This is a genomic window from Paenirhizobium naphthalenivorans, assembly GCF_007992095.1.
GTDB classification, from domain to species: Bacteria; Pseudomonadota; Alphaproteobacteria; order Rhizobiales; family Rhizobiaceae; genus Allorhizobium; species Allorhizobium naphthalenivorans.
On sequence record NZ_BJZP01000014.1, the window covers coordinates 53947 to 79858 of the forward strand.

26 protein-coding genes are annotated in these 25912 nt (G+C 63.8%); 20 read left to right on the top strand and 6 right to left on the bottom strand.

Features of this window, described 5'->3' with window-relative positions; translation table 11 throughout:
- Positions 1-50 precede the first annotated feature (50 nt).
- The 15 genes from RNA01_RS23695 to RNA01_RS23705 all read left to right on the top strand — a co-directional run bounded on the left by RNA01_RS23695 (position 51) and on the right by RNA01_RS23705 (position 14988).
- Complete coding sequence (locus RNA01_RS23695; protein ID WP_170253453.1) at positions 51-206, top strand: hypothetical protein; 156 nt, start codon at positions 51-53, stop codon at positions 204-206.
- Entirely contained in the window at positions 203-5299 is a 5097-nt protein-coding gene (locus tag RNA01_RS14465) for a helicase-like domain-containing protein (protein WP_147180926.1), read from the top strand. Before RNA01_RS23695 ends, RNA01_RS14465 begins: the two co-directional genes overlap by 4 nt.
- 356 nt (positions 5300-5655) lie before the next feature.
- Positions 5656-7338 carry a ParB N-terminal domain-containing protein gene (locus tag RNA01_RS14470; protein ID WP_147180927.1) on the top strand — a complete coding sequence of 561 codons (1683 nt, stop codon included), beginning with the start codon at positions 5656-5658 and terminating at the stop codon, positions 7336-7338.
- A 93-nt stretch (positions 7339-7431) separates the two neighbouring features.
- Positions 7432-7905 (top strand): UCP036055 family protein, encoded by a 474-nt coding sequence (locus RNA01_RS14475; RefSeq protein WP_147180928.1) that lies wholly within the window; start codon positions 7432-7434, stop codon positions 7903-7905.
- Positions 7902-8789, top strand: coding sequence for a DUF7007 domain-containing protein (locus tag RNA01_RS14480; RefSeq protein WP_147180929.1), 888 nt, complete (start codon positions 7902-7904; stop codon positions 8787-8789). Before RNA01_RS14475 ends, RNA01_RS14480 begins: the two co-directional genes overlap by 4 nt.
- A 35-nt stretch (positions 8790-8824) precedes the next feature.
- Positions 8825-9115, top strand: coding sequence for a hypothetical protein (locus RNA01_RS14485; RefSeq protein WP_174824559.1), 291 nt, complete (start codon positions 8825-8827; stop codon positions 9113-9115).
- Positions 9116-9146: 31 nt separating this feature from the next.
- Positions 9147-9362 (top strand): zinc finger domain-containing protein, encoded by a 216-nt coding sequence (locus tag RNA01_RS24555; protein WP_488803419.1) that lies wholly within the window; start codon positions 9147-9149, stop codon positions 9360-9362.
- Between the two features lie 542 nt (positions 9363-9904).
- Positions 9905-10492, top strand: coding sequence for a hypothetical protein (locus tag RNA01_RS14490; RefSeq protein WP_147180931.1), 588 nt, complete (start codon positions 9905-9907; stop codon positions 10490-10492).
- A 49-nt stretch (positions 10493-10541) separates the two neighbouring features.
- A complete protein-coding gene (locus RNA01_RS24445; RefSeq protein ID WP_170253457.1) occupies positions 10542-10841 on the top strand; it encodes a hypothetical protein in 300 nt (99 codons plus the stop codon).
- Between the two features lie 278 nt (positions 10842-11119).
- The gene (locus tag RNA01_RS14500; RefSeq protein WP_147180932.1) at positions 11120-12046 is read left to right on the top strand and encodes an ArdC family protein; all 927 of its coding nucleotides are present in this window, start codon (positions 11120-11122) and stop codon (positions 12044-12046) included.
- Entirely contained in the window at positions 12046-12588 is a 543-nt protein-coding gene (locus tag RNA01_RS14505; protein WP_147180933.1) for a hypothetical protein, read from the top strand. Before RNA01_RS14500 ends, RNA01_RS14505 begins: the two co-directional genes overlap by 1 nt.
- A 35-nt stretch (positions 12589-12623) precedes the next feature.
- Positions 12624-12881 (top strand): type II toxin-antitoxin system Phd/YefM family antitoxin, encoded by a 258-nt coding sequence (locus tag RNA01_RS14510; protein ID WP_147180934.1) that lies wholly within the window; start codon positions 12624-12626, stop codon positions 12879-12881.
- On the top strand, positions 12874-13374 hold the full coding sequence (locus RNA01_RS14515) for a hypothetical protein (protein ID WP_284727945.1): 501 nt from the start codon (positions 12874-12876) through the stop codon (positions 13372-13374). The genes RNA01_RS14510 and RNA01_RS14515 overlap by 8 nt, the downstream gene beginning before the upstream one ends.
- An 823-nt stretch (positions 13375-14197) precedes the next feature.
- Entirely contained in the window at positions 14198-14515 is a 318-nt protein-coding gene (locus tag RNA01_RS14520; protein ID WP_147180935.1) for a DUF736 domain-containing protein, read from the top strand.
- 302 nt (positions 14516-14817) lie between these two features.
- Positions 14818-14988, top strand: a complete 171-nt coding sequence (locus RNA01_RS23705; protein WP_170253459.1) for a hypothetical protein — start codon at positions 14818-14820, stop codon at positions 14986-14988.
- Positions 14989-15029: 41 nt separating this feature from the next.
- Here the strand turns inward: RNA01_RS23705 and RNA01_RS14525 are convergent, their stop codons facing one another.
- The 5 genes from RNA01_RS14525 to traC form a co-directional block, all read right to left on the bottom strand.
- Complete coding sequence (locus tag RNA01_RS14525) at positions 15030-15308, bottom strand: HU family DNA-binding protein (protein WP_147180936.1); 279 nt, start codon at positions 15306-15308, stop codon at positions 15030-15032.
- A 139-nt stretch (positions 15309-15447) separates the two neighbouring features.
- A complete protein-coding gene (locus RNA01_RS14530) occupies positions 15448-15705 on the bottom strand; it encodes a WGR domain-containing protein (protein ID WP_147180937.1) in 258 nt (85 codons plus the stop codon).
- A 246-nt stretch (positions 15706-15951) separates the two neighbouring features.
- Positions 15952-17880, bottom strand: a complete 1929-nt coding sequence (gene traG, locus RNA01_RS14535; RefSeq protein ID WP_147180938.1) for a Ti-type conjugative transfer system protein TraG — start codon at positions 17878-17880, stop codon at positions 15952-15954.
- Positions 17867-18082, bottom strand: coding sequence for a type IV conjugative transfer system coupling protein TraD (gene traD / locus RNA01_RS14540; RefSeq protein WP_147180939.1), 216 nt, complete (start codon positions 18080-18082; stop codon positions 17867-17869). The genes traG and traD overlap by 14 nt, the downstream gene beginning before the upstream one ends.
- Before the next feature lie 4 nt (positions 18083-18086).
- Positions 18087-18383: a conjugal transfer protein TraC gene (gene traC, locus RNA01_RS14545; protein WP_147180940.1), complete on the bottom strand. Its 297-nt coding sequence runs from the start codon at positions 18381-18383 to the stop codon at positions 18087-18089.
- A gap of 248 nt (positions 18384-18631) precedes the next feature.
- On the opposite strand from traC, the gene traA reads away from it, so the two are divergent.
- The 5 genes from traA to RNA01_RS14570 all read left to right on the top strand — a co-directional run bounded on the left by traA (position 18632) and on the right by RNA01_RS14570 (position 24925).
- Complete coding sequence (gene traA / locus RNA01_RS14550; protein ID WP_147180941.1) at positions 18632-21934, top strand: Ti-type conjugative transfer relaxase TraA; 3303 nt, start codon at positions 18632-18634, stop codon at positions 21932-21934.
- The gene (traF, locus tag RNA01_RS14555) at positions 21931-22461 is read left to right on the top strand and encodes a conjugative transfer signal peptidase TraF (protein WP_147180942.1); all 531 of its coding nucleotides are present in this window, start codon (positions 21931-21933) and stop codon (positions 22459-22461) included. Before traA ends, traF begins: the two co-directional genes overlap by 4 nt.
- Positions 22382-23650, top strand: coding sequence for a conjugal transfer protein TraB (locus RNA01_RS14560; protein ID WP_147180943.1), 1269 nt, complete (start codon positions 22382-22384; stop codon positions 23648-23650). Before traF ends, RNA01_RS14560 begins: the two co-directional genes overlap by 80 nt.
- A gap of 15 nt (positions 23651-23665) precedes the next feature.
- Positions 23666-24295, top strand: a complete 630-nt coding sequence (locus tag RNA01_RS14565; protein ID WP_147180944.1) for a TraH family protein — start codon at positions 23666-23668, stop codon at positions 24293-24295.
- A 321-nt stretch (positions 24296-24616) separates the two neighbouring features.
- Positions 24617-24925, top strand: a complete 309-nt coding sequence (locus RNA01_RS14570; protein WP_147180945.1) for a transcriptional repressor TraM — start codon at positions 24617-24619, stop codon at positions 24923-24925.
- 3 nt (positions 24926-24928) lie between these two features.
- Here the strand turns inward: RNA01_RS14570 and traR are convergent, their stop codons facing one another.
- Entirely contained in the window at positions 24929-25633 is a 705-nt protein-coding gene (gene traR, locus RNA01_RS14575; RefSeq protein WP_147180946.1) for an autoinducer-binding transcriptional regulator TraR, read from the bottom strand.
- Between the last annotated feature and the right edge of the window lie 279 nt (positions 25634-25912).

Consider the following 25912-nt stretch of genomic DNA (forward strand, 5'->3'; position numbering starts at 1 on the left):
TGTGTGACCGAAGTCGGAAACAGACCGGTGTTAGGGTCACGAATTGGAGAATGGTTCAGAACCGCAGGACGGCAAAGAAACTGTCCGGCGGAAAGAAGGACTTTGCCGATCGCGCGATTGCCGGTCAAAACGAAACCGAACCCAAGGAAAAGCCGCGAAATGGTGGTGTTATGCCCCTTGAGTTCTTTCATTGGAGAACGCCATGAGCAACGACCCCTTCACCTTCGACCTTTTCGGCAACACCGCGCTTTCGTCTGGCCTGGGCCTCGGCGTCACCGCCTTCGCGGGAGATTTTCCGGCCAACGATGACGACGACGATCCCGATCCGACCCAGCCGGCCCCGGCCATGCGGAGAACACCATCGGCGCAACGAACTCAGTCTGCTCGCGCACGCGGCGTCAATTTCGTGCTCGATGGCGAACGGGGCCTGGCAGTGAACTGGAAGGACCGGGCTCGCGACAATATCGACGCGATCCGTCTGGCCGCTGAGATCGAGGCAGAGGACCGGCCCGCAACCGCGGAAGAGCAGGCACGGCTGATCAAATTCATCGGCTTCGGTTCGAGCGATCTTGCCAATGGCATGTTTCGCCGGCCGGGCGAAGCCGAGTTCCGCAAAAACTGGGAGACGCTCGGCGCCGACCTGCAGGACGCCGTCAGCGAGAGCGAGTACGCCTCGCTCTCGCGCTGCACGCAGTATGCGCATTTCACGCCGCAATTCATCATCCGCGCGATATGGGCTGGGCTCCGGCGTCTCGGCTGGCGCGGCGGCCGCGTGCTCGAGCCGGGCGTAGGCACGGGGTTGTTTCCGGCATTGATGCCAGAGGCATTGCGCGAGGCATCGCAAGTCACCGGCGTCGAGCTCGATCCGGTCACGGCCCGCATCGTGCGCCTGTTACAGCCGCGGGCACGAATCGTCGTCGGCGATTTCGCGCGCACGGAGCTGCCTGCGAGCTTCGACCTCGTGATCGGCAATCCGCCGTTCTCCGATCGCACCGTCCGCTCCGACCGGGCCTATCGCTCGCAAGGCTTTCGCCTGCACGACTATTTCATCGCGCGTTCGATCGACCTGTTGAAGCCGGGCGCCTTCGCCGCCTTCGTCACCAGCTCCGGCACTTTTGATAAGGCGGATTTTTCCGCGCGCGAACACATCGCCAAATCGGCCGATCTGATCGCGGCGATTCGCCTGCCTGAAGGCAGTTTCCGGCCGGACGCCGGCACGGATGTTGTGGTTGACGTCCTCTTTTTCCGGAAGCGCAAGGTTGCCGAACCCGAGGGCGATATGTCCTGGCTCGACACCGACGAGGTGCGGCCCGCCACTGCCGACGAGGGCGCCATCCGCGTCAATCGCTGGTTCGCCCGCCATCCGGATTTCGTGCTCGGCACGCATGCTCTAACATCCGGCCCCTTCGGCGAAACGTATACCTGCCTGCCGAAGCCTGGCGTCGATTTGGAAGCCGCGCTCGCTTCCGCCATGCTTCTCCTTCCGGAAGCCCTCTATGACGGCGAGCCGACCGCGATCGATTTCGACCTAGATGATGCTGGCGACAGCGTCATCGTTGATTTGCCGTCCGACCGCCATGTCCGGGAAGGCAGCTATTTCTTCGACCGGGCGCAAGGCCTGAAGCAGGTGATCGACGGCGAACCGATCGCGGTGAAGGTGCGCAAGGGCCGCAGCGCCGACGGTATCCCCGAAAAGCACGTCCGCATCATCAGCAAGCTGATCCCCATCCGCGACGCCGTGCGCGAGGTCTTGAAGTGCCAGGAGCAGGACCGGCCGTGGAAAGATGCACAGGTTCGCCTCCGCATCGCCTGGTCGAGCTTCGTGCGCGATTTCGGCCCGATCAATCACACGACCGTCTCCATCAGCGAGGATGACGAGACCGGCGAAATCCGTGAGACGCATAGGCGTCCCAATATCCAGCCTTTTGTGGACGACCCCGATTGCTGGCTCGTCGCCTCGATCGAGAACTACGATCTTGACACCGACACGGCCAAGCCCGGCCCGGTCTTCACCGACCGCGTTATCGCTCCGCCGGCGCCGCCGGTTATCACCTCGGCCGCCGATGCGCTCGCCGTCGTGCTCAATGAGCGCGGGCGCGTCGACCTCGAGCACATCGCCGAATTCCTCCACCAGGATGTCGCCGGTGTGATCGCCGAGCTCGGCGACGCGATCTTCCAGGACCCCGCCGATGGCGCGTGGCAGACGGCCGACGCCTATCTCTCCGGTCCCGTGCGCGACAAACTGAAGGCAGCGGAAGCGGCGGCCGTTCTCGATCCCGTCTTCGAGCGCAATGTCCGCGCGCTCGTCGCGGTCCAGCCCGCCGATCTCGGCCCCTCCGAAATCACCGCGCGGCTCGGCGCACCGTGGATCCCGGCCGCCGATGTCGTCGCCTTCGTCAAGGAGACGATGGAGGCGGACATCAAGGTCCACCACATGCCCGAACTGGCATCGTGGACGGTCGATGCGCGCCAACTCGGCTGGTCGGCGGCCGGAACGTCGGAATGGGGCACGGATCGCCGCCACGCCGGTGAATTGCTCTCCGATGCGTTGAACAGTCGCGTGCCGCAGATCTTCGACACGGTGAAGGATGGCGACAGCGAGCGCCGCGTGCTCAATGTCGTCGATACCGAGGCGGCCAAGGAGAAGCTGCACAAGATCAAGTCGACCTTCCAGAACTGGGTCTGGTCCGATCCCGATCGCACCGATCGCCTGGCGCGCGTCTATAACGACCGCTTCAACAATATCGCTCCCCGACGATTCAACGGGAATCATCTGCGACTTCCGGGCGCTTCTGGCGCCTTTTCCTTATATGCCCACCAGAAACGCGGCATCTGGCGCATCATTTCGGCGGGTTCGACCTATCTCGCCCACGCCGTCGGCGCCGGCAAGACGATGACGATGGCGGCCGCCATCATGGAGCAACGACGACTCGGGCTGATCGCCAAGGCGATGCTGGTCGTTCCTGGCCATTGCCTCGCGCAAGCCGCACGCGAATTCCTGGCGCTCTATCCCTCCGCCCGCATTCTCGTTGCCGACGAGACGAACTTCACCAAGGACAAGCGTGCGCGTTTTCTTAGCCGGGCCGCGACGGCAACGTGGGATGCGATCATCATCACGCATAGCGCGTTCAAGTTCATCGGCGTGCCGTCGACTTTCGAACAGAGCCTGATCCAGGATGAGCTGCAGCTGTTCGAGACCCTGCTCACCAAGGTCGAGAGCGACGACCGCGTTTCGCGCAAACGCCTCGAGCGCCTGAAGGAGGGTTTGCAGGAACGGCTTGAAGCGCTGTCGACGCGCAAGGACGACCTGCTCACCATTGCCGAGATCGGCGTCGACCAGATCATCGTCGACGAGGCGCAGGAGTTCCGCAAGCTCTCCTTCGCCACCAACATGAGCACGTTGAAAGGCATCGATCCGAACGGATCGCAGAGGGCCTGGGACCTTTATGTGAAGTCCCGTTTCATCGAGACGAAGAATCCGGGCCGCGCGCTCGTGCTGGCATCCGGCACGCCGATCACCAATACCTTGGGCGAGATGTTCTCGGTCCAAAGACTGATGGATTTTGCCGCCCTGATGCAGCGCGGCCTGCATGAATTTGATGCCTGGGCAAGCACCTTCGGCGACACGACGACCGAACTCGAGCTTCAGCCGTCCGGCAAATACAAGCCCGTCAGCCGGTTCGCCAGTTTTGTGAACGTTCCGGAATTGATCGCCATGTTCCGCGCCTTCGCAGATGTCGTGCTGGCGGAGGACCTGCGCCAGTTCGTCAAGGTGCCGGCGATCTCGACCGGCCGACGGCAGATCGTCACGGCGAAGCCAACCGCGGCCTTCAAGCGCTACCAGCTTGTGCTCGATGCTCGCATCAAGGCGATCGAGGAGCGCGACCGGCCGCCGGAGCCCGGTGACGATATCCTGCTCTCCGTCATCACCGACGGACGCCATGCCGCCATCGATCTGCGCCTGGTCGACGCGGACAACGACAACGAGCCCGACAACAAGCTCAATATGCTGATCTCCAACGCCTTCCGCATCTGGCGGGAGACGGCGGAGCGCAACTATGTCCAGCCGGACGGCAAGGCGTTCGAGCTTCCCGGCGCCGCCCAGATGATCTTTTCCGATCTCGGCACGATCAATGTGGAGAAGACACGCGGCTTCTCGGCCTATCGTTGGATTCGCGACGAGTTGGTCCGGCTCGGCGTGCCGCCCGAAGAAATCGCCTTCATGCAGGACTTCAAGAAGTCCGAGGCCAAGCAGCGTCTGTTCGGCGACGTCCGCGCCGGCAGGGTCCGGTTCCTGATCGGCTCCTCCGAGACGATGGGCACCGGGGTCAACGCCCAGCTTCGCCTGAAGGCTCTGCATCACCTCGATGTGCCATGGCTGCCGTCGCATATCGAGCAGCGCGAGGGCCGTATCGTGCGGCAAGGCAACCAGCACGACGAGGTCGATATATACGCCTACGCGACCGAGGGCAGTCTCGACGCGACGATGTGGCAGAACAACGAGCGCAAGGCCCGGTTCATCGCCGCGGCGTTGTCGGGCGATACCTCGATCCGCAAGCTGGAAGATCTCGGCGAGGGACAGGCGAACCAGTTCGCGATGGCCAAGGCGATCGCATCGGGTGATCAACGCCTGATGCAGAAGGCCGGGCTCGAGGCCGATATCGCAAGGCTCGAGCGGCTTCGTGCCGCGCATCGGGACGATCTGTTCGCGGTGCGCCGGCAGCTCCGCGATGCCGAGCGCGACATCGAAATCTCAACACGCCGCATCGCGGAGATCGGGCAGGATATCGACCGCCTCGTTCCTACCGCCGGCGATGCCTTCGCCATGCGTGTCATCGACGCCTCCTTCGCTCAGCGTAAGGAAGCTGGCCGCGCGCTTATGAAGGAAATCCTGACAATGGTGCAGCTCCAGCAGGAGGGCGAAATCGTCATCGCCTCGATCGGCGGTTTCGATCTCGAATATGCGGGCCAGCGCTTCGGCAAGGATGGCTATCGCTACACCACCATGCTGGTGCGCACCGGCGCCGATTACGAGATCGATCTTCCCGTCACCGTGACGCCGCTCGGGGCTGTTGCCCGCCTCGAGCACGCCCTTGACGACTTTGAGGGTGAGCGGGAGCGCTGCCGTCAACGTCTTGCCGACGGGCATCGCCGGCTCGCCTCATATCAATCGCGCGGGGAGGGCGAATTCGCCTTCGCGGACGAACTTGCCGAAAAGCACCGGCAGCTTGCCGAGGTCGAGCGAGCACTCGCTACCGATAGCGAGCGCCCCGACGATGATCTCCAGATAGCGGCCTGATCCGGCCGTCGGGCCAGTCGCGTCGGTGCGCGTGGCTGGCTCTTTTCACGTCGATGGTCAGATCGCCGGCACGGTGCCCGCCCTCCTATCGGGGCAGGAAAAAAGAAATGAAAAGAAGGGGGGAAAGGTCCGCTCGCAGATCGGGCGGGCCGCTGACGCTGGCGCTCAACCGCGCCGCTCGCCATTCCGGCCCGTCGTCCTTCGCAGGGCTGTCAGCCCCGCTTGTCCGGACGGGCAGGGATGCTCGGCCGCAATTGCACCGGCCCGCCCGCTCCGCGGGCCGGAGGGGGTCTTCGGGAAGAAGACGGAAAAGGACCGGCGAGAGGCCGCGTCCGCAACTCCTAAGGAGCAACACCATGCATCTCATGAAGGTCGATCCGCGCGCGCTGAAGGACAACCCGGACCGCGCCCGTCAGACGAAATCCACGCCGCAGGCGGACGCGCTGCTGCTTGCGACCATCAAGGCGGTCGGTGTCGTGCAGCCTCCGGTCATCGCGCCGGAAACCGGCGGCGGTAATGGCTACATCATCGATTCCGGCCATCGCCGCGTGAAGCAGGCGATCGCTGCCGGCCTCGAGGAAATCGACGTTCTTGTCGTCGAAGCCGCGAACGACAATGGCGCCATGCGCTCATTCATTGAGAACCTCGTCCGGGAGAACCTCAACCCGGTCGACCAGTGGCGTGCGATCGAGCGGCTCGTCGCGCTCGGCTGGACCGAGGAGGCGATCGGCGTCGCGCTCGCGCTGCCTGTGCGGCAGATCAAGAAGCTGCGTCTGCTGGCCAACGTGCTGCCGGCGATGCTTGACCAGATGGCGAAGGGCGACATGCCCAACGAGCAGCAGCTCCGCACCATCGCGGCGGCCGCGCTTGAGGAGCAGAAGGAGGTCTGGAAGAAGCACAAGCCCTCCAAGGGCGATCCCCAGGTGTCGTGGTGGAGCGTTGCGCAGGCGCTGCAGAAGAAGCGCATGTATGCGCGCGATGCGAGCTTCGGCGACGATCTGCGTGAGGCCTATGGCATCCAGTGGGTCGAGGACCTGTTTGCGCCGGCCGACCAGGACGGCCGCTACACCACCGATGTCGAGGCGTTTCTCGGCGCCCAGCAGGAGTGGATGAGCAACAACCTTCCGAAGAAGGGGATCATTGTCGAGCAGAACGGTTACGGCCAACCCGAGCTGCCCAAGAAGGCCGAGCGCGTCCACGGCAAGCCCCAGAAGGGCGACTGCACGGCAATGTATCTCGATCGCGAGGGCAAGGTGCAGTCGGTGCACTACCGCATGCCCGAGGTGAAAAAGCCGAAGGGGAAGGGGGCCGCTGGCTCGGATGATGCTGGCAACGATGTCGGTTCGGTTTCCAAGCCGCGTCCCGATGTCACCCGCAACGGCATCGAGATGATCGGCGACTATCGCACCGACGCGCTCCACGAGGCGCTCGGCCGGGCTCCGATCGAGGACGACATGTTGATGGCGCTCCTCATCCTCGCGTTCGCTGGCCAGAACGTGTCGGTCACGACAGGGAACGGCGGCAGCTACTATGGCCATAGCAAGCTGGCGAAACACGCCGTTGTGCTGTTCGACGCCGAGGGCAAGCTCTTCTTTGACATGGACACGCTGCGGGTTGCGGCCCGCTCGATGCTGATCGACGTGCTTTCGTGCCGCGAGAACGCCACCAAGAGCGGCATCGTCGCTCGCGTCGCCGGCGACACGATCGGGGCGAACGGGTTCCTGCCGAACATGGGCACGGAGGATTTCCTGTCGTGCCTGTCGCGGCCGGCGCTGGAGGGCTCGTGCAAGGACACGTCGGTCCTGCCGCGCCAGCGGGTGAAGGATACGCGCGCTGCCCTCGTCGAGCATTTCAAGGAAGGTCACTTCGTCCATCCTTCCGCGCTGTTCGCGCCGGATGCGGCGAGCCTCTCGGCATGGCTGTCGTCCAATGCCGTCGCCGCGAATGACGACGAAGAGGACGAGCAGGACGCGGGCGACGCTCCCACCGAGGAACTCGCCGACGACGAGGCGGACGAATTCCTGGAGGCGGCCGAGTAGCCGCGCGCACCTGTCATCTTCCAATCAATCCCGCCGCCGCCGGTCACCCCGGCGGCGGTTTCGGTTTCACCAGTGCAATCACGGAGGACACCCATGTCCGCGCATCTCATTTCTCGAGCCCCCATCGGCTCAATCATCGCCTGGTCGGACGGCGCGCCGCGCCCGCCCGAACGTCATCGCAAAAAGCTGTCCGCCTGGAAGACCAACAATGGCAGCGGGCGCCTGATCCGCAAGGAGGACGAACGTTCCGTCGGCAGCGTCATCCTTCCCGCGAATTTCACGCTTCATGAGGCGGATCATGGCGCGGGCGGCGTCATCGCCATTTGCGTCCATCGGACCTTCTCGCTGGGATCCAGCCTGCGGTTCACGATCATCGAGCGACCAGCCATCGGCTCAGTCCGCATTTTCAACCAGATGGGCGAGCATGCCGAACTGGTGCATCTCGCCGCCGACCGGCAGGCCGCGGAGGAATGGCTGTCCCGGCATGGCTATCCCTACGCCAGGTTCGAAGAAGTCACGGCGGACGAGATCGCGGCCGACGTCGTGGAAGGGAGGGTTGCGGCATGAGCACCGTCCCTAGCACGACCGAGGCGGCTGAAGCCCTCGGATTTCCGGGGGTGCAATTCGGTATAAGTTCCGATGGCCTTCCCGTTGCCCTCGTGGCGGACACGGCGTTCGCGATGATGACCTCACGCGGCGGCACATTCTCACACGCGACGGCCTGGAAGATCAACCGGCCCCTCGACCAGTGGAAGCGATCGGATTTCTACAGCTTTTCCGGTGAACTCGCCGATGAAGCGGACTTCCGCGCCAAAGTCGCGGAAAACGCCGAGCATCAGCGCGAGAAGCAGGCGCTCGGCCGTCGAGAGATTGGCGGCAATTCAAGCAGCCCCTGGGGTACGGCACAGAGTGCGCACCTCTATGCCGAAGGTGTCATTTTCTTCTCGACGGCCAGCCACGGCGGATTTCGTCTTTCCCCCGATCGGAACGCTGAGGTGCGCGCCGATCTTCGAAGCAGTGGTGGATGGTATGAGGAGGATGAGGCATGGGCGATTGTCGCTCTTACTTTCCCCGCGCTCTTCACGGCTTTCGAGCGGCGTTGCGCGGAGCAAACCATCAAGGACAACTGGCCCCAGGCATGGGAGGCTATTCACGGAACGGTCCTTACGCCCGGCGAATCCCGCACCAAGGACCGGCACCTGTTCGAGCGCGAGCATGAGGCGGATTGGGTGGTGATCTCAACCATCAATTCCAGCCACCGGGAGGGCTTTGTCGAGTGTGTCGCGACGATGGGTGGCAAGCGTGATCGCCAATCGCAAGAACGGCGTTTCCTCGTCCCCAAGTCCGAATACGACATGGGCCGGTTCGGCTTTGTGATCGATCCCGCACGGCATAGCGATTACGATGGCCCGTCGGATTTCATCGGCTGGCAGCGGGGGAACGCCGCATAATCCCGTCAGTTGATCGTCAGGTGCTGCTCTTCCGCATGGAAGAGGCACGCAGACAGACACAGCACCAGCTCGATCTTATCGAGCGGCGGATCACGCGACGCATGACGGCGCTGATCCCCAGCCTGAAACCGAAGCGCAGGGTGTATCGGGGCGGCAGGCCGCCCGATGCGAGCGCGTTTCTCGAACAGTATCGCGCCAATCTCGCGGCCATCACCGCCGAGCGGCAGCCCGAGATAGATGCATTGTCCCGCAAACTCGCCCGGCAGGACCGGGCGATCGCATTGCTGCGCGAGCGGGACGGCAGCCCGACCGCCCGCGCGGCCTGACGTCCCGCAAAAGATAACCGGGACAGCCGCCATGATCTTCCGCTGCTACCGATGCGGCCAGTCATGGTCGGATCACCCAGTCACGCGCGTCAGATGCCCGACCTGCCGGGCGGCGCCAGGTGCATGGTGCCGCCGGCCATCCGGACACCGGGCGATGGAGCTGCATGTCGATCGCGAACATGCAGCGCGCCCAGGGCGTCCATCAGCTGATCTGGAGCATCTGCGGAACCGGTATAGGCGCCGGTGACGCGATAGGGTTGGGATACATCCGGCCCTCGCTCGCATCCTGACGACCTCGGCCGGGATTCTCGGCACGCCCGTCGGTTCGTTGCGATCGCCGCAAACGGATGGACTCGCTCATCCCGACGCTGACCTGAAAACGGGCGGAACGGGGCGGTCTTCGAGCTGCTGCTCCGTCCGTTGCGCAGGAGCGGTCTCTTCTTCCGGGAGAGCGGCCCAGCCATGTTTTCGTCCTCCTGCCGCATCGATGGAGCGACGCAGCGCTCACCGGCATCCCCTCGGTGTGGGCTGCGGTCTGAACCGTCTGCCGGAGGTTTCAAGGCCGCGTGCCGCGCCGCGTTGCGGCCGGTCCTCGCCGATCTCGCAGGCCGGGGCCGCGTCCTTCGCAAGGGCTGAAAGCCCTGCTCGTCCGCAACCCCCTCCCGCTCGCCTGGCAAGGGCCGGACCCTGAAACCTCCGGCGCGCGCCGGTTCCTTTCGGCCGCACCCGAGGGGACGCCGGCAAGCGCCGGCGAGTCTCCCAAGGGCGAACCGAAGAAAGGACTTCAACATGGCCAAGACCGCTCAATCTCCGCGTCAGACCCCCCGCGTCGTGCAACTGCGCAAGGGCGTCAACCTCGAAATGGTCAGGCTCTGCTGCCCCGACGCCAGCCAGGCCACCCTCATCTCCGAAAGCTTCGGCCTTGCCCTCCTCGACAGCGACGGCATCCGCGACCTCCACGAGCGGCTGATCGTCGAAACGGCGGACAGCCTCAACGAGGGCCTTGGCGAACGGGCGATGCAGATCCACCTCCAGCGGGTCGTCGGCGCCTATGTCGGATCCGCCCACGGCGCCGGCCAGTTCTACAGCCGGGCGGTGACCGAAGCTCGCGACATGACCGCCAAGGCCGCCAACGAAATCCGTGACGAGGATCTCGATGGCCCGGTCGGTTTCGACAGCGCGGCGCAGCGCAAGCGCGAATTCGCCGCCGACATGGCGCTCCAGTCTCACGCCCTGCGCATGGCCGCCGAGGGCGCCGTGGCCGGTTACGAACAGGTCGTCGGCGAAAAGTGGAAGCCGTTCGAGCGCCATATCGAAAATCCCGGCCAGAGCATCGACCGCAAGGCCGCCGAGCTCCAGATGTCGGCTTTCGGCTGAGCCGCCGGGGCGGGGCTTCGGTCCCGCCCTCTTCCCGGCTACCTGCCGATTGCGTCTTGACCGCAATCAGCCTCCGCTCGAGGTCGAGCCCATTGAGGTACAGTCCCTCCATGAACTGGACGTAGGGCGCTTCCGGCCTCCGCGGGACGAGGCGCTCGAATTCCTCGACGCTCATGACGATGACCACGTCCTGGCCACGCTCCGTCACGCTCTGCGGCCCTTCCACACGGGCATGCCGCACACCTCGCTGAAGCGCGCTTTCGCGCCTTACAGCTTCCAGCGGCTCACCGCCGCCCGGCTTCCGGTCCGTCTTGCTTTTTCGTCAGTCCTGTCTGTCTGGCCATTTTGAAGCATCTGGTCAGCTAGTCAGGAACATTGCCTGCCGGGCGTGATACGCTAGATCGCGACGAGGGAATGAAAGGGGTGGAAAGAAGGGAGAGCGCCCGCCGCGACCCTTCCGGCTGTGGTCCTGCCGGGGCCGGGGCGCTCGTGCAACGGCTTCGCTGTCCTCCACTTCGTTTCGGCCCTCGCCATGCTCGGGTGCGCGGCGCCCCTGATAGCCCCGGCCTTTCGGACCGCCGTAAGGGGTCGCGACCGGCGCGACCTCCGCAACGGAGGTTCAGGAAAATGAGCAGGAAAGAAAGTGGGTCGCGCGTCGATGTCTACGCGCGGATTACGGAAAAGATCGTCGAGGATCTGGAGAAGGGCGTCCGCCCTTGGGTCCAGCCCTGGCGGGCAGGCCCTATGAAGGGACGCATCACGCGCCCGCTGCGCCATAATGGCGAGCCCTACACCGGCATGAATGTGCTGTTGCTCTGGTCGGAAGCGATGGCGCACGGCTATGCGGCCCCGATCTGGATGACGCTCCGCCAGGCCAACGAACTTGGCGCGCATGTCCGCAAGGGCGAAACCAGCGCGACCGTCATTTACGCCAGCCGTTTCACCAAGACGGAGACCGCCGCGAACGGGAGCGAGATCGACCGGGATATTCCCTTCCTCAAGGCCTACGGCGTGTTCAACGTCGAGCAGATCGACGGCCTGCCGGACCATTACTACTACGCGCCGAAGCCGGTCGAAGATCCGATCGAGCGCATCGAACATGCCGACAGGTTCTTCGCCAATACCGGCTCCGAAATCCGGCATGGTGGTTCGCAGGCGTTCTTTTCACCGTCTTCCGGCCATATCCAGATGCCTCCATTCGAGACGTTCCGCGATGCTCAATCTTACGTCGCCGTTCTCGCGCACGAGCACATCCACTGGACGGCAGATTCCCGCCGTGTCGGCCGCGATCTTAGCCGCTACGCGAAGGATCGGAGCGAACGCGCGAGGGAGGAGCTGGTCGCGGAAATCGGGTCATCGCTGATTTGCGCCGATCTCGGCATCGTGCCGGAGCTCGAACCGCGCCCCGATCATGCCAGCTACATTCAGTCCTGGTTGACCGTGCTTCAGGGCGACAGGCGGGCCGTCTTCCAGGCGGCCGCGCACGCGCAGCGCGCCGTCGCCTTCCTTCACCAGTTCCAGCCGCAGGCGCAATCCGAAAGGGAGGCAGCCTAATGGCCCCGCTCCCTTCTTTCCGGTTGTTGATCCTTGCGTGCTCGGCCACCAAGCGAGGCCGCCCGGAGCACATACCGGCGATCGAACGCTACGACGGTCCGCTGTGGCGGACGCTTCGCGCCGCCGATCCTCACGGCGAGAAGGCGAAGGTCGCCTTCCTCTCCGCCCATCTCGGCTTCCGCGCGGCAAACACGCCGATCGAGATGTACGACGCGCGCATGACCGAGCCGATGGCCGCCGCCATGAAGGCCGGCGATCTCGGCACGCGCTGGCCACGACCGACGACACAGCGCCGCGTCATGCCGTCTGGAGAACATCCCGGCATGCACATCTACAGCCTTTGCGGCGGTGCGGAGAAGCGAGTCTTCCTCGACGTCGCTCTGGTCGGCGGCCGCCTCTACCTCGACGTGATGCAGTATCTCGTCGGCCTGTTCCGCAGCGGCGGCTATGTCGCCGCCGGCGTCCGCATCACCGAAATCAACGGCCCTGTCGGGCTGATGAGATCGATCGCATCGCGGCTACATTGCAGAATAGTCAAATAAGTCGTATATTCCGACTTATTTCATGGAGACCCGCCATGCAGAAATTTTCGACCGTCGAGCTGCTGCGCGACATCAAAACCGTCACCATGGCGGCCGACCGTCAGCCGGTGGCGATCACCCAGCACCGAAGAGCGCGCTATGTTCTCATGACCTACGACGAATTCGAGGCCATGAAAAGCAGGGGCGACCCGCGCCGGGTCTATGGCGCCAACGAAGCGCCGCAGGAATTGGTGGACCTGATCATGCCCGAACTGGACCGGCTGATCGAGGAAGGCCGCGAAGCCGATGGTTGATATTCCACCGAGCGGCTCCGTCCTCCGATATCCATATCTCTGGGGATGGCAGCGGGACAAGGGCGAAACCGAAGGGCGTAAGTCCCGCCCGGTGTGCATGGTGCTGGCCATTCCAAAGGGTGCGCAGACACATCTGGTTATACTGGCGATCTCCGGCACGCCGCCTCGTTCCGATCAAACTGCACTCGAAATTCCGCAGCTCGAGTGCCGCCGCGCCGGGATTCGGGAGTGGAAAGATGCGTGGATCACCGTCTCCGAGTTCAATCACGATATTGCGGAAGCATCGTTCTATTACGATCCCAACGTCGAGATCTTGGGCGCTTTCAGCAAGGGGTTCCTCGCCAAGGTTGCCGCCGCCTTCAAGCCGTTTCTTGCCATGCCGAGCGCGCGTCGACCGGGCGGAATAGCAGCAATTTCGCGGATTGAAGAGCAACCGAGAAGGATCGGGCCACCGTCCGGTCCGGCCGGCGGCGCTCTATGCCTGCGGCACTGAGCCAGCCTGCGGCCGTCTCAGCCGATTCCGGTTACGATCGCTTGTCCGGCATTCCTCGCGGGCAGCACCGCAAGCCCCTCGGCTGCGATCGCGCCGTTTACATCCGTGTCATCTCCGAGGCGTCCGGCTGCTTTCGGCAGCAGGCCTGATTCTTTCCCTTCCCTGCGGCGCGCTCCCGGCGAGACGCGCAGGACAAGCCCCGCCTGACGGCGGGCTTCCGGGATGGGAGGGGGCCTTGCGGCGGCGGCGGTTCCTGACGGGGCGGGTAGAGCCCGCTGTCGACGCCTGGCCAGCGCACGACGATGGGCACGAGAGCGCTGGATCCAGCGGCATGAGCGCGTGGGGCGGGCTGTGCCGTCGTCGGAGATCATCCATACGGGCAGAACCTCGGCCGTCGAGCGCAGGAGATGCGGCGGCAGGCGCCGACGAAGGCGCCGATCGTAACGGCGGTTCCAGGTCGCGCGTCGTGGAGGGGGACGTTGCCGGTGATGATGTCGCCGCCGACCTGTGGCGAAGCCGACGATGACCGCCAGGTCATGCCGGGTTCCTTCCGCCTGAGCCAGGGCGCACCCACGCAGACCTCGATGGATGACGTGTGACCGCAGGGCGACTGCGTCTCGATCGCCTGTCCGCAACGGCCAGCCGCAACTATTTTCCGCCAGCGGGCAAGCCCGCCTTTGCATCGCGAGACAAAATAGCAGCGCCCGGCCGCCCCCCACTCACGTTCCGGCCCTGCGGGTGCGGCGTCGATCGCCCCCGGTCCTCACACGGCCATCGAGGCCGCGACAGGCGCGGCCCGAACAAACCGGAAAGGAACACGACAATGGCAGTCATCGGCGAATTCAACACCAACGGCAACAACTCGATCATCGGCAACGTCCGCACCCTCACCGTCAGCATGCGGGCCCGCCTGAACCCCATCGAGCGCGTCTCGCGCGACGCCCCGGACTTCCGCATCACCGCCGGCAACGGCGTCGAGGTCGGCGCAGGTTGGAACAAGATCTCCGCTGACGGTGAACCTTTCATCTCGGTCAAGCTGGACGACCCGAGCTTCAATGCCCCGATCACCGCGGCACTGTGGCCGAGCGAGAAGGAAGGAGAATACGCCCTCATCTGGAACCGCCCGAAGCGGGAGGCCTGATCGCCACGCCGAGGAGCTCCGCCATCAGGCGGGGCTCTTCTTCGTCCGCATGAGGAAGCCGGTCGTGGGCATCGAGCCCGTGTCCGGCTTTTCGGGTGCGATACGGTGAGGTGGGATCTGCTCAGATCGCCCGAGGATGCCATGGCGGACCAAAGGCGTCGAGGACGAGCAGTACCCCCAAAATGCTCGCGCATTTCGGCTCCCCCGCTCGCCGCCTCCGGCGGTCGCGTTTCGCGATCCTAGACTCCTCCGCTCCGCCATGACGCGCGGCGTCGTCTTTCACAAACATCAAGGAGACGACGATGACGATTTCTCTCGAAATGCAAATCGAGGAACTGAAAGCTGAGCTCAGGGCCGTTCTGGACGCGAGCGAGCGCCGCCAGATTGCGGCGGAGCTGGAGCTTGTGCTGGCCGAGCTTGCCGTCGTTGAAGCCGAACAGGACGGCCGCATCAGCGGGGAGCCTCCTTTCTAGGAGACTTCCATAGGGCTGCCGATCTCAGCAGCCCATTCGCCTCAGCCGTTCAGTGCGTCCTTGACCGCCTTGCCCGGCGTGAACGTCAGCTTCTTCGAAGCGGCGATCTTGATCGTCGCACCTGTCGCGGGATTGCGGCCCTCGCGCTCCGGGGTCTCCTTGACCTTGAACTTGCCGAAGGAGGGAATCGACGTTTCCGCGCCGCTCTTTGCTGCCTCGGCGATCTGGTTGAAGACGCTTTCGACGATTGCCTTGGCCTGGACCTTGGTCAGGTTCTGCTCGGATGCGATCTTGTCGGCGATCTCGTTGGTGGTGGTCATGTAGGACAATTTCCCCTGTTCATGGATGTCCTTCAGGTATGACGATGAAGGTGCGGCAACGATAGGGCGCAAATGCTGGAAGTTTTGCCAGAGCCGCGAAAACCACAGGAAACATCAAGTTCCGAACATTCCGGACCTGCTATTCGCCGCGGCGGGTGTCGCGATAGCCCCGCTTTCTTTTCGTGCCCTCGAGGCGCCGTAGCACCGTGTTCGCATCTTCCTGGCTGTCGAAGGTTTCCATCATGGTCTGGCCGGAAGATCCGATCCGGCCCCAGTTGCGGATGACGCAGGCGCCGCCGAACAGGGTCGGTTGGATCGCGAGCATATAGAAGCGCCGCATGTTCTGGCCTGCGTCAATGCGGTGAAGATGAACCGGGCCTGTTTTCTCGTTTTGCATGCCCGGATTCTCGCGTCTTAGCGAACCCGCGTCCAACGACTTCCATGAATCGATCCAGCGCGACTGATTCATATCGCTGATGGTTCAGTTCCGAAGGAAGAGGGAGCGGGCGAGGAGGCTTTGCCCCACGGCTCTATGCGCTGAAGCGCACCGAACCCGCCACGCGGTTTCGTCCCATGCGGGTTGCGATCCTCTCGCGGTGCGACCGGTCGCGGGCGCCAAGCCGCTCCCGTTCGAGCATGGCACTCATCCATTCTTCTCGCTTTCGCGATGAAACCTGTTCTGCCCGACGCAGGCCTTCATGTCCTCGCGCCGGAACCAGATGGCGCGTCCGCATCTGAGCGGCGGATTGCCTGATGTGAAGACGATCTGTTCATCACTGCGCATGCGCAGTACCTCGTGCGGCATGATCAGCGGTCGGCGGCTGAGCTGCTTGGATCGAGACCGTGACGATCCCTTCATGCCGGTGGAGCGGTTGGTCTGGTCGACCTCGACGGTGGTCTCGCCGCAGCGCTTGGAGATGTAGTCGGCCGTGTCCGGATCGTTGATCGCCGAAAACGAGATCCACGACGCGGATTCGAACCATTTGCTGGTCGCGTCACGTCCGCCATAGGCCTCGCGCATCTGGCCGATCGACTGAAAGATCATGGTGAGCGTGATGCCGTACTTGCGGCCGGCGTCGCGCGCGGTTTCGAGGATGCGCAGATAGCCGAGGCGGGCGACCTCGTCGAGCAGGAACAGTGTCCGCCCTTTGACCTCACCATTGCGGTTATAGATGGCGTTCATCAGCGCGCCGATAACCACGCGCGCCAGTCCCGGATGCGCCTCCAGCACCTTGAGATCGAGCGCGATGAACACGTCCGTGCCGCCTTCCGCGAGATTGTCGGTCGAGAAGCTATCGCCCGACACGAGGGCCGCATAGTTCAGGTAAGACAGCCAGTGGGTTTCCTTCACCGCATTGGCGTAGACACCGGAAAACGTCTCCGGCGTCATGTTGACGAAGACGGCAACGTTCTCCTTCACGAAGTCGGATTCCGACTGCTCATGGATGCGCGTGAGCCGTTCGCGCAGCTTCGGCTCCGGTTCGGAAAGATTGGCCCGGACGCGGCGCAGGGTATGGTCTTTCTCGTCCGTATGGCCGGAGAGGCAGACGTCGGCGATCAGCGCGGTCAGGAGCTGCATGGCGGATGCGCGGAAGAAGTCATCGCGGGCCGATGCTGCGCGCGCATTGTCGGTCATGATCCAAGTCGCGACCGCGACGATGTCCTCCTCCTTGGTGCCGCCGAAGCGGCCGATCCAGTCGAGTGCGTTGAAGCCGATCGCCGGCGTCGCAGGATCGAGCACGATCACCTTACGGCCGGCTTTGCGCCGATGATCGATGACCATCGGCGCCACCTCGCTCGACGGATCGAGCACCACGAGACTGCCGCCCCATTTGAGCGCGGTTGGGACCGTCACCGACGTCGTCTTGAAGCCGCCCGAGCCGGCGAAGACGATGCCATGCGACGAACCGAACGAACCGTCGAAGCACAGCAGCGGAGACTTGCCGCCGGCGCCCCAGCTTGGCGTCTCTTCGGCGCGAAACGGCATGGCCGCGACACTGTCTTTGTCGACACGATAGCGTTCGCCGATCACGATGCCGCCGGCATCGTCAAACAGTTTTGTCGCATCAGCCATCTTCATCCAGTCGGCCTCGCCATGCACCGCCCGCTTTCCGGTGATGCGCCGCGGCGCTGGGTTCGCAAAGGCGGCGTTTCCTCTGATCGCTACTCGCAGGCAGAAGACACCGGCGAAGAGCGCCGAGGCCGCGCCGAGCATCGTCGCCGGATCGGCATAGGCGAGGACCGATTGTCCTACCGGCACACTGCCGGCAATTTCGGTAAGACGGATCGCCTCGCGCATGATGGCGATGATGACGACAGCCCCACATCCGGCGACAGCGCCCCATCCGGCACCCTTGATGTTCGCCGATCCGTCCGCGGCGAACAGGAACATCACGCCGATCGCCGCCGCTGTCACGTAGGGCAGAGCAAGCCCAATACGCCCGAGCATCAGCTTTGCCTGCGCCGTCTTTCCGAATGCCGCCAGCCATTGTTCGATGCCGGGCATCAAGATCGCGGCCATGATCATCGTCGCGGCCGGAATGACGGCGAGAAGGAGCTTATTCGCCGTCATTGCCAAAGGCCTCCGCCCCGATTGCGGTGAGGCGCGATCGCTCCGCATCGTCGCCTTTGATGCGTCGGCTCGCGTCGATCAGCAGCCCAAGCAGCAGCGCCCGTTTCTCGTAGCGCAGGCCGGCCTTGACGATCAGCCCGCCGAGCTCAATTTTCTCGCGCGTGTCCTTTTTTCGCGCATCGGTCTTCATCGTCCGGGCCATCCGCTCAAGCCTCGCCAGCGCTGCCCTGGCCCGCGCCAGTCTCGACCGTCGTGGACGAAGCGCTGGCGCTCCCGCCAGCGGCGGCGTCCTTCTTTCCGGTCGCAGCTCCTTTGCCTCCGCGAAAGTGTTTGGCGATGTTCTCGAACGCCACTTGCAATGCGGTCTCATCGATCTCGATTTCGCCGAGACCGGCTTTCAGCGCGATCCGGCCGATGCGCTCGGCCTCGCGCGTCTCCGCCTGCTTCAGCTGATCCTGCAGCTTGGCGATTTCTTCCCTGATTTTCGACGACGGTCTCTTCATTCCGGTGGCACTCCTTGTCTGTCCTGGCACTGCTTTCGCAAGGCCAAGACTCCTCCGGATGCGCCTTCTGGGAAACATGCAGATTTGCACGTCGGCAAAGCCGACACTTTAGAGGATCATCCCGCCGTTCCGAAGGAGCGGTTCCAAGGGCGCAATTATACGTCGCTGACGCGACGCGTTGCGTGAGAGGCCCAACCTGGCCTGGCCGCTCCCGACGAACGAGGTTCGAACCGGGAGTTTTTTGCGCCGTGGCTATCGCCCACTTCTCAGCCAGCATCGTCAGCCGCGGCGACGGCCGCAGCGCGGTGTTGTCTGCGGCCTATCGGCACTGCGCGAAGATGGAATACGAGCGCGAAGCCCGCACCATCGACTACACAAGGAAGCAAGGGCTGCTGCACGAGGAGTTTGTGCTCCCGGCCAATGCTCCGAAATGGGCACGCGCCCTGATCGCCGACCGCTCGGTTGCCGGCGCCGCGGAAGCCTTCTGGAACACCGTCGAGGCGTTCGAGAAACGCTCCGATGCCCAGCTCGCCCGCGACCTGACCATCGCTCTTCCGCTGGAGCTGACGCCCGAGCAGAACATCACGCTGGTGCGGGACTTCGTCGAAAAGCATATCCTCGCCAAGGGCATGGTCGCGGACTGGGTCATCCATGACAATCCCGGCAATCCGCATATCCACCTGATGACGACATTGCGTCCGCTGACCGAGGATGGCTTCGGGGCGAAGAAGGTTCCGGTTATCGGCGAAGACGGGCAGCCGCTGCGCACTAAGGCCGGCAAGATCGTCTATGAACTCTGGGCCGGTTCGACCGACGATTTCAATATCCTGCGCGACGGATGGTTCGAACGGCAGAACCATCATCTGGCGCTGAACGGCGTCGATCTTCGCATCGATGGCCGCTCCTACGAAAAGCAGGGCATCGACTTTGAACCGACCATCCACCTCGGCGTCGGCGCCAAGGCGATCGAGCGAAAGGCGGAAAGCCAAGGCGTCCGTCCGGAGCTAGAACGGCTGGAATTGAACGAGGCGCGCCGGAGGGAAAACGCGCATCGTATTATGCGGCGCCCGGAGATCGTCCTCGACCTCATCACGCGCGAGAAGAGTGTGTTCGATGAACGCGATATCGCCAAGGTGCTGCACCGCTATGTCGACGATTACCGAGTCTTCCAGCAGCTGCTGGCGCGCATCATGCAGAGCCCGGAATTGCTGCGGCTCCAGCGCGACACCATCGACTTTGCGACCGGCGAGCGTGTGCAGGCTCGCTATACCACGCGCGAACTGATCCGGCTCGAGGCCGGGATGGTACGTCAGGCAACCTGGCTCTCGGGACGGAGGACGAATGGCGTTTCCGAGACGGTGCTGGCGGCCGTCTTCTCACGCCACACGCGTCTCTCGGACGAGCAGAAGACCGCGATCGAACATGTCTCGGGTTCGGCGCGGATCGCCGCCGTTGTCGGCCGCGCTGGCGCCGGCAAGACCACGATGATGAAGGCTGCTCGGGAGGCGTGGGAGCTTGCCGGATACCGAGTGGTTGGGGCGGCACTCGCTGGCAAAGCGGCCGAGGGACTGGAGAAGGAAGCTGGCATTCAGAGCCGCACGCTTGCCTCCTGGGAACTGCGTTGGAAACAGCAGCGCGACATGCTGGACGCAAAGACGGTGTTCGTGATGGACGAGGCGGGCATGGTCGCCTCGAAGCAGATGGCCGGCTTCGTCGATGCTGTCGCCAGGGCCGGCGCGAAGATCGTCCTCATCGGCGACCCCGAGCAGCTTCAGCCGATCGAGGCGGGTGCCGCCTTCCGCGCCATCATCGACCGCATCGGCTATGCCGAACTTGAGACGATCTATCGCCAGCGCGAGGACTGGATGCGGCGCGCCTCGCTCGATCTTGCCCGCGGCAATGTCGACCAGGCGCTTCTCGCCTATCGCACCCGCGGCCATGTCATCGGCGAACGATTGAAGGCGCAAGCCGTCGAGAGCCTGATCGCTTCGTGGAACCACGATTACGATCCAAAGAAGTCCATGCTGATCCTGGCGCATCTGCGCCGCGACGTGCATATGCTGAATGAGCTGGCCCGCGCAAAACTGGTGGAGCGCGGCATTGTCGGGGAAGGGCATGCGTTCCGGACCGCCGGCGGCATGCGCCGTTTCGATGCCGGCGACCAGATCGTCTTTTTGAAGAACGAGGGATCGCTCGGCGTGAAGAACGGCATGATCGGCCATGTCGTCGAGGCCGCGCCGAACCGCGTCGTCGCTGTCGTCGGCGAGGGCGATCAGCGGCGGCAGGTGACGGTCGACAGCCGCACCTACAGTAACCTCGATCACGGCTACGCCACGACGGTCCACAAGTCGCAAGGCGCGACCGTCGACCGGGTGAAGGTGCTGGCTTCGCTGTCGCTCGACCGGCACCTCACTTACGTCGCGATGACCCGTCATCGCGAGGATCTGCAGGTTTATTTCGGGCGCCGGTCGTTTGATTTGAACGGCGGGTTGACGAAGGTCCTGTCGCGCAAGAACGCCAAGGAGACGACGCTCGATTACGAGCGCGGTACGCTCTACCGGCAGGCGCTTCGTTTCGCCGAGAACCGCGGCCTGCACATCGCCCAAGTCGCGCGAACACTGCTGCGCGACCAGCTCGACTGGACGCTGCGCCAGAAGAACAGGCTCGCCGATCTCACCGACCGTCTTCGGGCGCTCGGCGAACGTCTCGGCTTGCGGCAATCCTCGACAACACAAGCGAAGAAGGAGGCGAAGCCCATGGTTGCCGGAATGACCCAGTTCGAGAATTCCGTTGCAGACACAGTCGCAGAGAAGCTCGATACCGACCCGTCGCTGAGGAAGCAATGGGAAGACGTTTCCATCCGCTTCCGCTATATCTTCGCCGATCCGGAAGCGGCCTTCCGGGCAATGAACTTCGACGCAATTCTCGCCGACAGCCAGGCTGCCAATCAAACGCTGCGGAAGCTTGCCACCGAGCCGGCGTCGATCGGGCCACTCAAGGGCAAGACCGGCATGCTCGCCAGCAAGACGGATCGTGAGGCGCGCCGGGTGGCCGAGGTCAACGTGCCGGCGCTGACACGCGACCTCGAACGTTATCTCCAGATGCGCGAAACCGCGACACAGCGCATGGCGGCGGACGAGCACGCGTTGCGTCAACGCGTGTCGATCGACATTCCGGCGCTGTCGCCGGCGGCGCGCGCTGTGCTGGAGCGCGTGCGCGACGCGATCGACCGCTACGATTTGCCTGCCGCACTCGCCTACGCGCTCAGCAACCGCGAGACCAAACTCGAAATCGACGGGTTCAACAAGGCCGTCACGGAGAGGTTCGGCGAGCGCACGCTGCTCACCAATGCAGCCCGGGAGCCGTCCGGGTCGCTCTTCGAGAAGCTCGCCGACCGTCTCCAGCGACAAGAGCGCGAAGAGCTCAAGCAAGCCTGGCCGATCATGCGCACGGCGCAGCAGCTCGCCGCCCACGAACGAACGGTGGAAACATTGAAACAGGCGGAGGAAATGCGTCAAACCCAGCGTCAGACCCCGGTGATGAAGCAGTGACCGGTCGTGGTGCGATCACACTGCTCGGTGCGGCTTCGATGTTCATGGGCGGCGTTGTGGTCGCCGGGCTGATCGGTGGATACAGGCTGAACCTGACGCCGAGCGAGCCGCTCGGGCTCTGGCGGATCGAGAGGCTCGACCGTCCGGTTGAGGCCGGCGACCTTGTCTTCGTCTGCCCGCCGGCGAACCCGCTGTTCGAACAAGCGCGCCGGCGCGGTTATCTCCGGCGCGGGCTCTGTGCCGGCGGCTTTGCGCCGCTGATCAAGATGGTCGCGGCACTTCCCGGCCAGCATATCGAGATCGGCGAAAACGTCTTCATCGACGGCCGCTCGCTCGACCTATCCGCCGTCCTGAAGACAGACGGCGAGGGCAGGGCGATCGCGTCCTATCCCGGCGGGGTCGTACCGCCCGGACGTCTGTTTCTCCACTCTTCTTTTGCGAGCTCCTATGACTCCCGATATTTCGGCCCAATCCCCGCTGCGGGCCTGCTCGGCCTTGCCCGCCCGGTCATCATCTTCGATCCATGATCGCACCGGTCAACGCCGGCCATCCTCTTTACTCGTCGTTGCCGCGGTGGCCTGCGGCTGGATCGGCTGGAGCGGCCATGTGCTGGCCCTACCGGTGGCAATGCTCTTTCCGGCGCTCTGGGCGATGGCGTCTTCGCGCCTTGTCGCTGCGCTGGTGTCGACAGGCTATTTCCTCGCCGCCTCACGCGGCCTGCCGCAGGGCGTCGCGAATTTCTATTCCGCGGACCTCTGGCCCGGGCTCCTGCTTTGGGCGGGCGCCTCCTTCTCTTTCGTCGCGGTGCATGTGGCGGCCTGGACATCACCGGTTAGGGGGCGGATCGGGACGTGGCATCGGGGGAGGACGGTGCGCTATCTGGCGGCGGCGGTGCTCACTGGTTTGCCGCCCTTCGGCATCACGGGTTGGGCGCATCCGCTGACATCAGCCGGCGTCTTGTTTCCGGGATGGGGATGGTGGGGGCTTATCGCGACGGCAGCCGGCCTTCTCGTCATGACGACGCGAGCGTGGCCGGCTGCGGCCATCGCGCTCGGAGGGTTCTGGCTCTGGTCCGCCGCAACGTGGACGGAACCGAAACGACCGGACGGATGGAAAGCCGTCGATCTCGAACAGGGCCAGAGGCTCGGACGCGACGGATCGCTCGAGCATCACCGTGCCCTGATCGCAACGGTTCGGCTTGCGGCAGGAGAGGGAGCCCGCGTGGTCGTCCTTCCCGAAAGTGCGCTCGGCCTCTGGACGCCGACGGTCGCGCGCCTCTGGCAGGAGGCGATCCTGGATCTCGACATCACCGTCATGGCCGGCGCCGCGGTCGTCGACGCTGAGGGATATGACAATGTAATGGTGGCGGTTTCGGGCGACGCGGCAAGGATCCTCTATCGCGAGCGGATGCCCGTTCCGGTCTCCATGTGGCAGCCCTGGCTTGCCTGGACAGGGCAGGGCGGCGGCGCTCGCGCCCACTTTTTCGAGAACCCGGCCGTCGAGATCGGCGGTATCAGGATCGCGCCGCTGATCTGCTACGAGCAACTCATCCTCTGGCCGGTATTGCAGTCGATGCTGCACGGCCCCGGCGTCATCGTCGCGACAGGCAATGGCTGGTGGACCAGGGGCACGTCCATCGTCGCCATCCAGCAGGCGAGCACCGTCGCCTGGGCCAAGCTCTTCGATCTGCCTGTCGTCATGGCCTTCAACACGTGAGAAAGGAAAACCGGGATGGTCGACGCCGCCCTCATCCAGCAATGCGCAGATCCCGGCCTGAAGCCGGCGATCGTGGAACAGTTCATCGAGCGGGCAGGATCGCAGGATCCGCTTGCCGTGACCGTCCGATCCGGAAACCGCGTCGTTCTTGTGCCGAAACCGACGACGCCAGACGAGGCCATGGAGCTGATCCGCCAGAACATCGGCCGCAACAGCCTACGGGTCGGGATCACGCAGTATCCGGCCGGTCTTGGCATTATGGAGGCGGGCGAGCTCAAGCCGGACATCGTCGACGCCTGCGCCAATCTGAAAATGGGCACGGCCCTGTTCGCCAAGGTCTATCGCATCGTCATGAAGTGGTACGGCAACCCCACCGACAAGGAAGCCCTGCCGCAGGTGTTCGACGACGCCATCATCGCCTGGCAGAGCGGATACTTCGAGGGGACAGCGGTGTTCCGGGCGCCCGACCCTGGCGGGGTCGAGGTGGCTGAGCCTGACAAGGAGGAGCCCACGAGCAATGCTACCCAGCCGTCGGCAGATTCTGCCGAGGAAGCCGTGAGCGATCCCGTCAGGGATGAGGCCCGCGATGGCGATCCAAACAAGGCCGGCATCCGTGTCAATCTCTCCGGAATTGGTGCTGAATGACGTTGATGCTCGCGACATTCACCGCACGACTTGCTTGATCATGTGCATGTTTGCACTGGCGAATTCAGCTTCCGCCCTCTATAAGGGCGGATAGGGCAGTACGCGCTGCCCCGAGGTGTGGAAACCTCTATCTGGCGGTTGGTGCTGGCCGTTGCAGCACCAGAATCCTCTGACCGATTGGCCGGGGGCCTGTGACGTATGTCCAGGTGCTCCGGTACTAAAGGTCGCAGGACTGTCCAGGTACAGTTTCCAACCCCCGGCTTGGGATCAGGGATTAACGTTTGCGGGGGCGCACCGCGGACAAGCCGGAGACGAAATCGAATGGTATCGGAGTCCACATCGTCAGAAGAAAAAATGGAGATCCGCGCTGTAGTCGGGCTGACGCAGGGTCTCCCCAAGCCTGACCTTGAGAGCCTGACCGTGGACGCCATCCGAATCCACCGACATTTGGTCGACGAGGCAGACCAGCTTTTCCAGAACCTTCCCGACGATTACAAATCCGGGAAGGCGACCGGCGGCGCTCAGCATCTCAGCTACATCCAGGCCTGCATGGAGATGCACGCGCAGATGTATGTGGTGAACACGCTGGTCACTATCCTTGGCTATATTCCGAAAGTTTTGGTGAACTGATCCTCAGATCAGTCTTCTGCGAATGGCGACGGCGGTCAGATGGGTCAGTGTGTGAACGTCGAAGCGCTTCTTCGTTTCGGCGATCTTGACGCGCACGCTGTTGTATTTGACACCCTCAAGGTCCGCCGCTTCCTCCATCGTCTTCCCGACGGCGATCCAGCTCAGATAGGCGGCGCCCTTGGGATCGAGACCGATCGGCTCTTCGACACTTGGGGTCGGATCAGCAAGATTGATGCGGGCATGAAGTTGCGCGACCGCGGACGCGGCCTCGACAGGGTCGATCTCGCGGTCCAAGTCGATTACCGGCTTCTCCGAGGCAAGCGTGAATATCGCGAGGGAGCCGTATGCGGCTTTGATGGGGATTGTAATGCCGGACCGAATCCCGAAGTCGGCCGCATGCGCGTAGAAGGAGCGTTCGGCCTTGGAGGGTCTTGACGTCTGGTGTTCGCCGCTCCAGGTGAAGGTCCGCTTCAGGGATTTCGCGCGTCGAACGACAGGATCGATCGCAATATAGTCGCGCGCGAAATAGTCGGACTGAAACTCTTGGCGATAATTGGAGATTGCGACGGAGCGCCCCGGCTGGAGGTTGAGATAGGCATACCCTGCGAACCCAATCTGCTCGGTAAAGGTTGCGAGGGCGAGTTTAAGGATGCCTTCATCTCCAGGGATTGCGGCGAGATCGGTCAACTTGTCCAGCCAGTATTGCATTCAGAACTCCATCATCGATCGTCAGGGGGCAGAGGTCAAATTATTCCTCTGCGGATAGAGCGCCGTAGTGCCGCAGTTTGGCACCTTCAGCTGAACCGTAGGCGGTGAACTACGCCTGACGCTTTCTATGTAACTGGGCGATCCACCACCGATCAACGAAAAAACATACGACAGAAGTGCTTCCAGACAGCCTCAAGCGATAGCGCATGAGCTTCATGTTTGGAGTTCCCGACAGCGCCCATCCCATTTCACGGTGAGGGTCGAGATCTTTAGCAGGCA

Excerpts from the sequence above, each read along its gene's own strand:
- RNA01_RS23695 (WP_170253453.1), top strand. The coding sequence starts at position 51 with ATGGTTCAGAACCGCAGGACGGCAAAGAAACTGTCCGGCGGAAAGAAG.
- RNA01_RS14465 (WP_147180926.1), top strand. The coding sequence starts at position 203 with ATGAGCAACGACCCCTTCACCTTCGACCTTTTCGGCAACACCGCGCTT.
- RNA01_RS14470 (WP_147180927.1), top strand. The coding sequence starts at position 5,656 with ATGCATCTCATGAAGGTCGATCCGCGCGCGCTGAAGGACAACCCGGAC.
- RNA01_RS14475 (WP_147180928.1), top strand. The coding sequence starts at position 7,432 with ATGTCCGCGCATCTCATTTCTCGAGCCCCCATCGGCTCAATCATCGCC.
- RNA01_RS14480 (WP_147180929.1), top strand. The coding sequence starts at position 7,902 with ATGAGCACCGTCCCTAGCACGACCGAGGCGGCTGAAGCCCTCGGATTT.
- RNA01_RS14485 (WP_174824559.1), top strand. The coding sequence starts at position 8,825 with ATGGAAGAGGCACGCAGACAGACACAGCACCAGCTCGATCTTATCGAG.
- RNA01_RS24555 (WP_488803419.1), top strand. The coding sequence starts at position 9,147 with ATGATCTTCCGCTGCTACCGATGCGGCCAGTCATGGTCGGATCACCCA.
- RNA01_RS14490 (WP_147180931.1), top strand. The coding sequence starts at position 9,905 with ATGGCCAAGACCGCTCAATCTCCGCGTCAGACCCCCCGCGTCGTGCAA.
- RNA01_RS14500 (WP_147180932.1), top strand. The coding sequence starts at position 11,120 with ATGAGCAGGAAAGAAAGTGGGTCGCGCGTCGATGTCTACGCGCGGATT.
- RNA01_RS14505 (WP_147180933.1), top strand. The coding sequence starts at position 12,046 with ATGGCCCCGCTCCCTTCTTTCCGGTTGTTGATCCTTGCGTGCTCGGCC.
- RNA01_RS14510 (WP_147180934.1), top strand. The coding sequence starts at position 12,624 with ATGCAGAAATTTTCGACCGTCGAGCTGCTGCGCGACATCAAAACCGTC.
- RNA01_RS14515 (WP_284727945.1), top strand. The coding sequence starts at position 12,874 with ATGGTTGATATTCCACCGAGCGGCTCCGTCCTCCGATATCCATATCTC.
- RNA01_RS14520 (WP_147180935.1), top strand. The coding sequence starts at position 14,198 with ATGGCAGTCATCGGCGAATTCAACACCAACGGCAACAACTCGATCATC.
- RNA01_RS23705 (WP_170253459.1), top strand. The coding sequence starts at position 14,818 with ATGACGATTTCTCTCGAAATGCAAATCGAGGAACTGAAAGCTGAGCTC.
- RNA01_RS14525 (WP_147180936.1), bottom strand. The coding sequence starts at position 15,308 with ATGACCACCACCAACGAGATCGCCGACAAGATCGCATCCGAGCAGAAC.
- RNA01_RS14530 (WP_147180937.1), bottom strand. The coding sequence starts at position 15,705 with ATGCAAAACGAGAAAACAGGCCCGGTTCATCTTCACCGCATTGACGCA.
- traG (WP_147180938.1), bottom strand. The coding sequence starts at position 17,880 with ATGACGGCGAATAAGCTCCTTCTCGCCGTCATTCCGGCCGCGACGATG.
- traD (WP_147180939.1), bottom strand. The coding sequence starts at position 18,082 with ATGGCCCGGACGATGAAGACCGATGCGCGAAAAAAGGACACGCGCGAG.
- traC (WP_147180940.1), bottom strand. The coding sequence starts at position 18,383 with ATGAAGAGACCGTCGTCGAAAATCAGGGAAGAAATCGCCAAGCTGCAG.
- RNA01_RS14560 (WP_147180943.1), top strand. The coding sequence starts at position 22,382 with ATGACTCCCGATATTTCGGCCCAATCCCCGCTGCGGGCCTGCTCGGCC.
- RNA01_RS14565 (WP_147180944.1), top strand. The coding sequence starts at position 23,666 with ATGGTCGACGCCGCCCTCATCCAGCAATGCGCAGATCCCGGCCTGAAG.
- RNA01_RS14570 (WP_147180945.1), top strand. The coding sequence starts at position 24,617 with ATGGTATCGGAGTCCACATCGTCAGAAGAAAAAATGGAGATCCGCGCT.
- traR (WP_147180946.1), bottom strand. The coding sequence starts at position 25,633 with ATGCAATACTGGCTGGACAAGTTGACCGATCTCGCCGCAATCCCTGGA.